Source organism: Streptomyces sp. NRRL S-495, from assembly GCF_000966955.1.
Taxonomy (GTDB): Bacteria; Actinomycetota; Actinomycetes; order Streptomycetales; family Streptomycetaceae; genus Kitasatospora; species Kitasatospora purpeofusca.
Window position 1 is genome coordinate 1 of record NZ_JZWY01000360.1, and the last position, 10,862, is coordinate 10,862.

Here is a 10,862-nt window from a genome sequence, read left to right on the forward strand (position 1 = left end):
CTCCGGGTGCCGGTGCTCCCCGTCCGGGTGGCGACCGTCCCCGTCCCGGTGGCGACCGTCCGCGTCCGGGTGGTCAGGGTGCTCCGGGTGCCGGTGCTCCCCGTCCGGGTGGCGACCGTCCCCGTCCCGGTGGCCAGGGTGCCCCGGGTGCCGGTGGTCCCGGTGCCGGTGCTCCGCGTCCCGACGGCATGCCCCGTCCGGCCGGCCCGCGTCCGACCCCGTCGGGCATGCCGCGTCCGAACCCGGGCATGATGCCGCAGCGTCCGGCCGGTCCGGGCCCGCGTCCCGGCCCCGGTGGCCGTGGTCCGGGTGGCCCCGGTGGCCGTCCGGGTGGTCCGGGTGCCGGTGGCGCCCGTCCGGGCTTCCAGGGCCGTCCGGCCGGTCCGGGCTCGCGTCCGGCCGGTGGCGGCTTCGGCGGCCCCCGTCCCGGTGGCGGTGCCCCGGGCGGCGGCGGTGGCTTCGGTCCGCGTCCGGGTGGCTTCGGCGGCCGTCCCGGTGGCCCGGGTGCCCGTGGTGGCACGCAGGGTGCCTTCGGCCGTGGCCCCGGTGGCCGTCCGGCCCGTGGTCGCAAGTCGAAGCGGGCGAAGCGCCAGGAGTACGAGGCCATGCAGGCCCCGTCCGTCGGCGGTGTGATGCTGCCTCGCGGCAACGGCCAGACCGTTCGCCTGTCGAGCGGCGCCTCGCTGATGGACTTCGCGGAGAAGATCAACGCCAACCCGGCCGCGCTCGTCTCCGTCATGTTCAACCTCGGTGAGATGGTCACCGCGACGCAGTCGGTCTCCGACGCGACGCTGCAGCTGCTGGCCGACGAGATGGGCTTCCAGCTCGAGATCGTCAGCCGGGACGACGAGGACCGCGAGCTGCTGGAGTCGTTCGACATCGACTTCGGTGCCAACGAGGGCGACGAGGACCAGCTGGCCCCGCGCCCGCCGGTCGTCACCGTCATGGGTCACGTCGACCACGGTAAGACCCGCCTGCTGGACGCCATCCGCAAGTCCAACGTGGTGGCCGGCGAGGCCGGTGGCATCACCCAGCACATCGGTGCGTACCAGGTGGTCACCGAGGTGAACGGCGAGCAGCGCCCGATCACCTTCCTCGACACCCCGGGTCACGAGGCGTTCTCCGCCATGCGTGCCCGTGGTGCCAAGTCCACCGACATCGCGATCCTGGTGGTCGCGGCCAACGACGGTGTCATGCCGCAGACGGTCGAGGCGCTCAACCACGCCAAGGCCGCGGGTGTGCCGATCGTGGTCGCCGTCAACAAGATCGACGTCGAGGGCGCCGACCCGACGAAGGTCCGCGGTCAGCTGACCGAGTTCGGTCTGGTGGCCGAGGAGTACGGCGGCGACACCATGTTCGTCGACATCTCCGCGCGCCAGGGCCTCAACATCGAGCAGCTGCTGGAGGCCGTGGTCCTGACCGCGGACGCCTCGCTCGACCTGCGGGCCAACCCCGAGCAGGACGCGCAGGGTATCGCCATCGAGGCCCACCTCGACAAGGGCCGCGGTGCCATGGCGACCGTCCTCGTGCAGCGCGGTACCCTCCGCGTCGGCGACTCGATCGTGGTCGGCGACGCCTACGGCCGCGTCCGCGCGATGCTGGACGAGAACGGCAACAGCCTCGCCGAGGCCGGCCCGTCCCGCCCGGTGCTGCTGCTCGGTCTGACCTCGGTGCCCCGCGCCGGCGACAGCTTCATCGTCGTCGACGAGGACCGCACCGCCCGTCAGATCGCCGAGAAGCGCTCGGCCCGCGACCGCAACGCCGCCTTCGCGCAGCGTCGGGTCCGGGTGTCCCTGGAGGACCTGGACAAGGCCATCGCCGCCGGCTCCATCGAGCAGCTCAACCTCATCATCAAGGGTGACGTCTCCGGTTCGGTGGAAGCCCTCGAGGACGCCCTCGTCAAGCTGGACGTGGGCGAGGAGGTCGAGCTCCGGGTCCTGCACCGCGGTGTGGGTGCCATCACCGAGTCCGACGTGGACCTGGCGATGGGCTCGGACGCCATCATCATCGGCTTCAACGTGCGCGCCGAAGGCCGTGCGCGCGCTGCGGCCGACAAGGAAGGCGTGGACGTCCGGTACTACTCGGTCATCTACCAGGCGATCGAGGAGATCGAGAACGCCCTCAAGGGCAAGCTCAAGCCGGAGTACGAGGAGGTGCGCCTTGGCGCCGCGGAGATCCGCGAGGTCTTCCGCTCCTCCAAGTTCGGCAACATCGCCGGTGTCCTGGTCCGCGACGGCATCATCCGCCGCAACACCAAGGCCCGCCTGCTGCGCGACGGCAAGGTCGTGGCGGAGAGCCTCACCATCGAGGGTCTGCGTCGCTTCAAGGACGACGCGACCGAGGTCCGCGAGGGCTTCGAGGCCGGTGTGACCCTGGGGTCGTTCAACGACATCAAGGTCGACGACGTCATCGAGACCTACGAGATGCGCGAGAAGCCGCGCGCGTAAGCGAGTGGCTGCCGGGGCCGGTCGACGGGTGGTATTTCCGTCGACCGGCCCCGGTCCTGCTGTGTAGGGTCCGGGGAGCGGTCCCGTTCGGGAACCGCTCCCCGAGGCCTTCCAGGTCGGCTCTGACCTGTCACACATGTTCGTGGGAACACTCACCTTCGACCTGCTGCTGGGCGACGTCCACTCGCTCAAGGAGAAGCGGTCGATCGTGCGGCCCGTCGTGGCCGAACTGCAGCGCAAGTACAGCGTGTGCGCTGCCGAGACCGGGAACCAGGATCTGCACCGCCGGGCCGAGATCGGCCTCGCGGTGGTGTCCGGCGAAGCCGGGTACATCACCGAGATCCTGGACAGCTGTGAGCGGTTTGTCGCCGGCCGCCCCGAGGTTCAGCTGCTCTCCGCCAGGAGGCGCTACCACAACGACGACGACGAATGAGAACTGTGGACGCGGACGGCGCGAGTCGCCGTTCTCACACAGATCAGGACCGAGAGCGCCCACAAGGCTGGGCGCGGGCCGGTACTTTGGGGCATGGGCCCCGATGGGCGCGCAGCACGCCCGAGTACTCGGCCCACTGCACGAGGAGGCAACGTGACCGACACCGCAAGGGCGCGCAAGCTCGCCGACCGCATCCAGGTGGTCGTCGCCCAGACCCTGGAGCGCCGGATCAAGGACCCGCGACTCGGGTTCGTGACCATCACGGACGCCCGGGTGACGGGGGACCTGCGCGAGGCCACCGTCTTCTACACGGTCTTCGGCGACGACACCGAGCGTGAGGCCACGGCCGCCGCGCTGGAGAGCGCCAAGGGCGTGCTCCGCTCCGAGGTCGGCAAGCAGACCGGGGTGCGCTTCACCCCGACGCTGACCTTCGTCGCGGACGCCCTGCCGGAGAACGCCAGGAACATCGACGACCTGCTCGACCGGGCCAGGGCCATCGACGCCGCGGTGCGCACCAGCGCCGCGGGCGCGGCCTTCGCCGGCGACGCGGACCCGTACAAGGTTCCGGCGTCCGAGCGTGACGACGAGGACGAGTAGTCATGGCGGGTGAGCCGGCGGCGGCCGGTTCGGCAGCCGGTACCGGTTCGACCACGGGGGCATCCTCCACCGACATGGTGGAGGGTGCCCTCGCGGTGCTTCCGGGGCCGCGCGCCGAGGAGAGCGGATTCGAGCTGCTGTGGCAGCAGGTGGTCGCCGAGATCGGCCGGGCCCGCTCGATCGACCTGATCTGCCACATCTGCCCGGACGGCGACGCGCTCGGCTCCGCGCTGGCGGCCGGGCTGGCCCTGAAGGGCCTCGGCAAGGAGGTCCGGGTCTCGTTCGGCGACGATCCGCAGATCGTCCCCGAGTCGCTGGCCTTCCTGCCCGGCCAGGAGCTGATCGTGCCGGCCTCGGCGGTGCCCGACACCCCCGAGCTGGTGCTCTGCTTCGACGTCGCCGCGGAGAGCCGGCTGGGCCTGCTGCACGACAAGGCCTTCGCGGCCCCGGTGCTGGTCGTCCTCGACCACCACGCCTCCAACCCCGGCTTCGGCACCCACCAGCTGATCGACCCGGACGCCCCGGCGACCGCCGTGCTGGTGGACGAGCTGCTGCGCCGGCTGGGCGTCGAACTGGACCAGTCCCTGGCCACCTGCCTGTACACCGGTGTCGCGACCGACACCGGCTCGTTCCGGTACCGGGCGACCACGCCCGCCACCCACGAGCTTGCCGGGCGGCTGCTGGCCACCGGCATCCGGCACGACCTCATCTCGCGGCAGCTGTGGGACACCTCCTCCTTCGGCTACCTCAAGGTGCTGGCCGGCGCGCTCGACCGGGCCGTCTACGAGCCGGAGGCGGCGGAGGGCCTCGGCCTGGTGTGGACCTGGGTGCCGTACCAGGAGCTGGTGCTGTTCAGCGTGACCGTCGAGGAGATCGAGGGCCTGATCGACATCCTGCGCCGCCCGGCCGAGGCCGAGGTGGCCCTGGTGCTCAAGCAGGACCCGGACGGCACTCTGCGCGGCTCCTCCCGTTCCAAGGGTGCGGTGGACGTCGCGGCCGCCTGTGCGGAGCTGGGCGGCGGCGGCCACGTCTACGCCGCCGGGTTCTCCGCCCGGGAGGACGTCGACGTGGTGGTGCAGCGGTTCCGCGCCGCGTTGCGGGCCCGCCGGGACTGATCCGCCGGCGCCTCCGCCCACCGCCGCCGGCTGCCAGCCGTGCTGCGTGGTCGGCGGGGCCGTGCGGTCGGTAGGTTGGCAGCCTGTGGTTGATCGTTTTGTGCAGGGCTTTGACAGAAAGAACTTGATGAAGCGCAAAGGCACCGGTCCGGACGGCCTGGTCATCGTCGACAAGCCGGAGGGCATCACCTCGCACGGGGTGGTCGCGAAGCTGCGGTGGCTGGCCGGGACGCGGAAGGTCGGCCATGCCGGCACCCTCGACCCGATGGCCACCGGCGTACTGGTGATCGGGGTCGAGCGGGCCACCCGGCTGCTCGGCCATCTGATGCTCACCGCCAAGACCTACGAGGCGACCGTCCGGCTCGGCCAGACCACCGTCACCGACGACCGGGAGGGCGAGGTCACCGCCTCGACCCCGGCCGACGGGGTGACCGGGGAGGCCATCGCCGCCGGAGTCGCGGCGCTCACCGGCGAGATCATGCAGGTGCCGTCCAAGGTCAGTGCGATCAAGATCGACGGCAAGCGCTCCTACGCCCGGGTGCGCGAGGGCGAGGACTTCGAGCTGGCCGCCCGGCCGACCACCGTCCACTCCTTCACCGTGCACGAGCGGCGTGCCGCGGTCGCGGAGGACGGCACGCCGGTGGTCGACCTGGACGTCACCGTGGAGTGCTCCTCCGGCACCTACATCCGGGCGCTGGCCCGGGACCTCGGCGCCGGGCTCGGCGTCGGCGGGCACCTCACCGCGCTGCGGCGCACCAGGGTCGGGCCGTACGGGGTGGAGTCGGCGCACACCCTGGAGCAGCTGGAGGCCTCGGTGACCGGCGAGGCGGCCACCGGGCTGGAGGTGCTGCCGATCGCCGCCGCGGCGGCGGCTGCCTTCCCGCGCTGGGACCTCGACGCCGACCAGGCGAAGCAGCTGTCCCACGGCGCCCGGCTGAAGGCCCCGGGGATGGGCGTGGACGGGCCGATCGCGGTGTTCGGCCCGGACGGCACCTTCCTGGCGCTGGTGGAGGAGCAGGCCGGCCAGGCCCGGCCGGTCGCCGTCTTCGTCGGCTGAACCGGGGCTGAACCGGCGCGGTACCGGTGCAGTACCGGGCGTCGTCGGGGGGAAGTTCACCCGCGCGGGGGAGCGCACGAGGTGAACCGCGGTCGTGAACGGCGTGGGCGCGGTCCGTCCGCGCCCGCGCCGGGCAGGCTCCCCCGCGGCGCGCAGGTCGCCGCGACGCGTCCACTCCAGGGCCGGCCGGGCCTGCGGGGAGGGCTGCGGGCATGCCGGGACTGCTGGGCTTCAGGGGCTTGCCGGGGGAGGACGACGGCACGGCGGCGGGCGACCCCGGCCGTCGGCTGCTGCGGATCCACGACCGGGACGGCCGGCCGCGGGGGCTGGGCTTCGTGCTCGACCCGCTGGGCACCGTCCTCACCGCGCACGAGACGGTCGCCGGACTCGACGGGATCGTCCTGCACCTCTTCGGGGGCCAGACCAGGGTCCTGGGCCCGGAACACGTGCGGCCGCTGCCCGGGCAGGGGCTGGCCCTGCTGCACACCCACAGCGTCGGCGGGCTGCCCGTGCCGCCGCTGCCCGTCGGCCCGCCGCCGGCGGCCGGGGACGGCGGTGGGCTGCTGGTGCCCGTCCCGGTCCGGGGCGAGGGGCGCGCGGACGGGCGGACGGTACTGCTGCGCTGCGGCCTCGCGGCGACCACCGGGGCGGTGTACCCGCAGGCCGACCGCTTCCACCTGATCGACGGTGTGCTGCTGCTCGACGTGCCCTCGGCGGCCGACGCGGCGGTGGTCCCGGCCGGGGCGCCGGTGCTGGACGCCGCCGGCGGCACGGTGGTGGCCGTGGTCGCGCCCGGCCTGCGGACCCCGGGGCGGCCGGGGCCGCCCACCGCCGTTCCGGTGACCGCCGTCGGAGTGGACGTGCCGGAACTCGCCGAGGCGCTGGCGCGCAACGCGGCCGAGGTGCCCGCGTACGGGAGCGCGCTCAATCTGGCGGGGGTGCTGCGGCTGGCCGCCGCCCAGCTGGCCGCGGCGGGGGCCGGGCCGGACCGGGTCGCCGCGCTGGCGGCCGACCGGGTGGACCGGCCGGACGGGCTCGCGGAGTGGGCCGACCTGCTGGTGGACGGCGGTCCCTCCGGCGGTCCCTCCGGCGGTGACGGCCCGGCGGAGGCCGGGGTGGTGGCGCTGGTGGGGGCGGCCGGTACGGGCCGCAGCACCGAGGCGGCGGCCGTCGCCGTACGCCGCGGGGACGGCGAGAGCCCCCGGCCCACGGTGTGGCTGCGCGGGGCGGACCTCGGGCCGGGGGACGCCTCCCTCGCCGACGCGGTGGAGCGGGCCCTGGGGTCGGCCTCGGCGGAGCTGGAGGTGCCGGCACCGCCCGGCCCCGGGGCGGTGGCCGCGCTCTGTGCGGCGGCCGGGCGGCCGCTGCTGGTGGTGCTGGACGGTCCTGAGGAGTCGCCGGTGCCGCTGGACGCCGACTGGCTGCGGGCCTCGGCGTACTGGCTGGCGGCGGGCGGGGCCCGGCTGCTGACCGCCTGCGGGGAGGAGGCCTGGGAGCGGTTGGCGCCGGGCGGGGCCGAGGGCGAGTTCCTGGTGCCGGTCGGAATGCCGCTCGGAACGCAGCTCGGCTCGTCGGCCGGCGGGCCGGGGCGCGGTGCGGGCGCCGTCCGGGTGGTGGTGCGGCGCCTGGGGCCGCTGCCCGCCGAAGCGGCGGAGCGGGTGCGGCGGCGGTACGGGGTGCCGCCCGGCTGGCCGGCCGCGGAGGACGCCCGGCACCCGCTGGCGGTCCGGCTGGCCGGGGAGCTGTGGGCGGAGGGGCTGCGTGGGGAACCGGTGGGCCGCACCGGGCTGTTCGCCGCCCATCTCGACCTGTGCTGCCTGCGGGTGGCCCAGCGGCTCGCCGAGGACGGTCGCCCCCGGCGGCCGGGCGCCCACCGCCGGGGCGCCGTCCGGCCCGCCGGGGTGTCCGCCGGGCGGGTGCGCCGGACGGCGGCGGCGGTGGCCGGCCGGGTGCACGAGGCGGCGCGGCGGATGCTGGGCGCCGAGCAGGGCGCGCTGCCCCGGGCCGTGTTCGAGGAACTGTTCCCGGTGGCGGGCGGCTGGGCGACGGCGGTGCTGGCGGAAAGGCTGTTCGTACCGGCCGGCCCCGGTTACCGCTTCGCGCACGGGGAGTTCGCCGACTGGCTGCAGGGCCTGCACCTGGACCTGGACGCGGCGCTGCGGCTGCTGCTCGGCGAGGCCGAGGACACTCCCCCCGGGCCCGGCGGGGGTCCGCCCGCAGGGGTCCGGACCGTGCCGCGGCACCGGATCGGCCCGGTGGTCGCGGCGCTGCGGCGGGTCGGCTCCACCTGGGGCGCCCCGGCGCTGGATCCGTGGCTGCACCGGATCTGGCGGGCCGTGGACCTGCGCCCCGCTGGAAGCGAACCCGGCTGGTGGGCCGGTCAGGACCTCGCCGAACACCGGCCGCTGCTGGAGCAGTTGGCCGAGCGGATCGTCGAACGGGCGGCCGCCGCAGGCGGGTTCGAGCGCCTTCCGGCGGAGGGGCTGGGCCGGTTCGGGCCGTCCTTCTGGTCCGGTCTCGGGCTGCCGGCGGAGGACGAACTCGCGCTGTTCCGGCGGCTGGTGGCCGCCGACGGGCCGGACCGGCCGTTCCTCGCCGCGGTGGCCGGCCGGCTGCGCGCCGATCCGCCGGGGGTGCTGCCGCTGCTGTGCGGGTGGTTCGACGATCCGCGCGGCCTGCCGGCCCGGCCCGGAAGCACCGTCGCCGACCTCGCGCAGGACCTGCTGTTCGCCCACCGGGCCCTGGCCCTGGACGAGTTGACCGAGATGCTGGCCGGGGCCGCGCACCCGAGGGCGGACGCGCTGCTCGCCGTACTGGCGGTCGAGGAGCCCTCGGCGCTCTGCCGGGCTGTCGACCGCTGGAGCCACGACCCCAGGCCCGAACGCCATGTGGCCGCCGCGGTGCACGCGCTGCACGCCGCCCCGTACGCCCGTGGCGCCGGGCCGGAGCTGCTGCGGTTCACCGCGCTGGCCCTGCTGGCCAGGGAGGAGGAGCCGGCCCTGCACGGCGCCGCGCTCGCCCTGCTGCTGCGGGAGCCGGGGAGCCGGGCCGTCCATCTGCCGGCGGCACTGGCCGTGTACCGGGGCGGCGAGGACCGCTTCCTGACCGCGCGGGCGCTGGCCCCGGCGCTGGAGAGCGACCCGGAGCCGGTGCTGGCCGCGCTGGCCGACCGCCTGGGCGGGCCCGGGGCGGCGGCGCGGCCGGGCGCGCCGGTGGCCGGGACGCTGCGGGTGCTGGCGGACGCCCGGGCACCGCTGGCCGCCCGGCGGGGTGCCGAGTTCGCCGCCCGGCTGCTGCGCGAGCGGCCGGAACTGGCCGGTCCGGTCGCCGTCGACTACCTGGGCCGTCGGCTGGCACGCGGCGCGGTCGAGGGCGCCGTCGCCCGGCTGGAGCTGCGGGTGTTGCTGAGCGGCGCCCTGGCGGCCCGCGCGGCGGCGGTCCGGCGGCCGTTCGCCGAGGTGCTGTCCCGCCCGGTGCCCGACCCGGTGGCGGACGCGCTGCGCTGCGAGCTGCTGGACACCCTGCTGGCCACCGAGGGGGACCCGGAGGTGCTGGCCGCCGCCCTCGCGGGGCTGGCCGAGCACTGCGCGGCGGAGCGGCCGGCCCGGGCCCGGGCGGTGGTGGTCAGGGCGGCGGCGGCGCTGCCGGGCGCGGACGGGCTGCTGGTGCGCTGCGCCGGCCGGTCGGCGGAGTTCGCCGCGCTGCTGGCGCGCTGGCCGGAGGACGAGCGGCCGGCCCGTCCGGTGGGGCCGCGGCTGGACCGGCTGCGTGCCCTGGTCGCGGCCGGCCGGGACCCGCAGTACGCGGCTGCGGAGGCCGAGCGGGCCGGCGGCGCCGGGGCCGCCCGGCCGCCGGGCGGGGGAGCCCGGTACCCGGCGGTTCGGCCAACCTGCCTTCCGGTGCCGAACTCCGGACAGGCGCATGGCACGCTATAGGGGTTCGGGTTTTGAGCGTTTGAGCGTACAGAAGGTACGCGCCGTAGGGAACAAGGAGCGGTCAGGTGCAGCGCTGGCGTGGCCTGGAGGAGATCCCCGCTGACTGGGGACGCAGCGTCGTCACCATCGGCTCGTTCGACGGGGTGCACCGCGGACACCAGCTGATCATCAACCGGGTGGTCGAGCGCGCCCGTGAGCGGGGGGTGCGCTCGGTGGTGGTCACCTTCGACCCGCACCCCAGCGAGGTGGTCCGCCCGGGGACCCACCCGCCGCTGCTCGCCCCGCAGCCGCGCCGGGCGGAGCTGATCGAGGAGCTCGGCGTCGACGCCGTGCTGGTGCTGCCGTTCACCACCGAGTTCTCCAAGGAGTCGCCGGAGGAGTTCTTCCGGCAGGTGCTGGTGGACGCGCTGCACGCCTGTCTGGTGGTCGAGGGGCCGAACTTCCGCTTCGGCCACCGCGCGGCCGGGAACGTCGCCCTGCTGGCCGAGCTGGGCCGGGCGGCGGACTGCGGCGTCGAGGTGGTCGACCTCCAGGTGCGCGGCACCGTCGGGGACGGCGAGCCGTTCTCCTCGACCCTGACCCGCCGGCTGGTGGCGTCCGGCGACGTGGCCGGGGCGGCGGAGGTGCTGGGCCGCCCGCACCGGGTGGAGGGCGAGGTGGTGCGGGGCGCGCAGCGCGGCCGCGAGATGGGCTACCCGACCGCCAATGTGGACACCGTGCCGCACAGCGCCGTCCCGGCCGACGGCGTGTACGCGGGCTGGCTGACGGCTGACGGCGAGAGGATGCCGGCCGCGATCTCGGTGGGCACCAACCCGACCTTCGACAACACCGCGCGCACCGTCGAGGCGTACGCCATCGACCGGGTCGGCCTGGACCTCTACGGGCTGCACGTGGCGGTGGAGTTCCTGGTGTACCTGCGCGGGATGGAGAAGTTCGACTCCATCGAGGCGCTGCTGGACCGGATGGCCGACGACGTGAAGCGGGCCCGGGAGCTGACGGACGCCGGCTGACCGCCGCGCCGGAGCACACGCGAGGGCCCGTCGACCATGGAGGTCGGCGGGCCCTCGGCGTTCGTCGTCGTTGTTGTTGCTGCTACTGCTACTGCTGCTGCGCGGGCGGCGGCGGGTAGCCGTAGCCGGGCGGCGGCTGGTGGCCCTCCTCGGGCTGGGGGTGGCCGTAGCCACCGCCGGCCGGTGGGGCGGGCGGCTGCTGCCACTCGGGCGCCGGCGGCTGCGGCGGGGCGCTCTGCTGCGGCGGGTAGCCGTAGCCGGGCGGGGG

7 protein-coding genes and 1 pseudogene are annotated in these 10,862 nt (G+C 75.4%); 7 read left to right on the forward strand and 1 reads right to left on the reverse strand.

The features are described 5' to 3' along the window. From infB to VR45_RS18935, 7 genes are all read left to right on the forward strand, one after another. Positions 1-2,447 (forward strand): translation initiation factor IF-2 (gene infB / locus VR45_RS18905; RefSeq protein WP_107084217.1); only part of this gene is annotated, 2,447 nt, incomplete at its 5' end. Between the two features lie 136 nt (positions 2,448-2,583). Continuing rightward, a complete protein-coding gene (locus VR45_RS18910) occupies positions 2,584-2,880 on the forward strand; it encodes a DUF503 domain-containing protein (RefSeq protein ID WP_045940973.1) in 297 nt (98 codons plus the stop codon). 153 nt (positions 2,881-3,033) lie between these two features. After that, positions 3,034-3,477, forward strand: coding sequence for a 30S ribosome-binding factor RbfA (gene rbfA / locus VR45_RS18915; RefSeq protein ID WP_045940974.1), 444 nt, complete (start codon positions 3,034-3,036; stop codon positions 3,475-3,477). 2 nt (positions 3,478-3,479) lie between these two features. Then, positions 3,480-4,592, forward strand: a complete 1,113-nt coding sequence (locus VR45_RS18920; protein WP_078896654.1) for a bifunctional oligoribonuclease/PAP phosphatase NrnA — start codon at positions 3,480-3,482, stop codon at positions 4,590-4,592. A gap of 127 nt (positions 4,593-4,719) precedes the next feature. After that, positions 4,720-5,649: a tRNA pseudouridine(55) synthase TruB gene (truB, locus tag VR45_RS18925; protein WP_045940975.1), complete on the forward strand. Its 930-nt coding sequence runs from the start codon at positions 4,720-4,722 to the stop codon at positions 5,647-5,649. 212 nt (positions 5,650-5,861) lie between these two features. Continuing rightward, positions 5,862-9,584, forward strand: a complete 3,723-nt coding sequence (locus VR45_RS18930) for a hypothetical protein (RefSeq protein WP_052709202.1) — start codon at positions 5,862-5,864, stop codon at positions 9,582-9,584. Positions 9,585-9,649: 65 nt separating this feature from the next. Continuing rightward, the gene (locus VR45_RS18935; RefSeq protein ID WP_078896655.1) at positions 9,650-10,594 is read left to right on the forward strand and encodes a bifunctional riboflavin kinase/FAD synthetase; all 945 of its coding nucleotides are present in this window, start codon (positions 9,650-9,652) and stop codon (positions 10,592-10,594) included. A gap of 88 nt (positions 10,595-10,682) precedes the next feature. Here the strand turns inward: VR45_RS18935 and VR45_RS18940 are convergent. After that, positions 10,683-10,862, reverse strand: a pseudogene (locus tag VR45_RS18940) (hypothetical protein); the annotation flags it as partial.

What these genes read in the sequence shown, in the direction of transcription:
- VR45_RS18920 (WP_078896654.1), top strand. Translation starts at nt 3,480, where the DNA reads ATGGCGGGTGAGCCGGCGGCGGCCGGTTCGGCAGCCGGTACCGGTTCG.
- VR45_RS18930 (WP_052709202.1), top strand. Translation starts at nt 5,862, where the DNA reads ATGCCGGGACTGCTGGGCTTCAGGGGCTTGCCGGGGGAGGACGACGGC.
- VR45_RS18910 (WP_045940973.1), top strand. Translation starts at nt 2,584, where the DNA reads ATGTTCGTGGGAACACTCACCTTCGACCTGCTGCTGGGCGACGTCCAC.
- truB (WP_045940975.1), top strand. Translation starts at nt 4,720, where the DNA reads ATGAAGCGCAAAGGCACCGGTCCGGACGGCCTGGTCATCGTCGACAAG.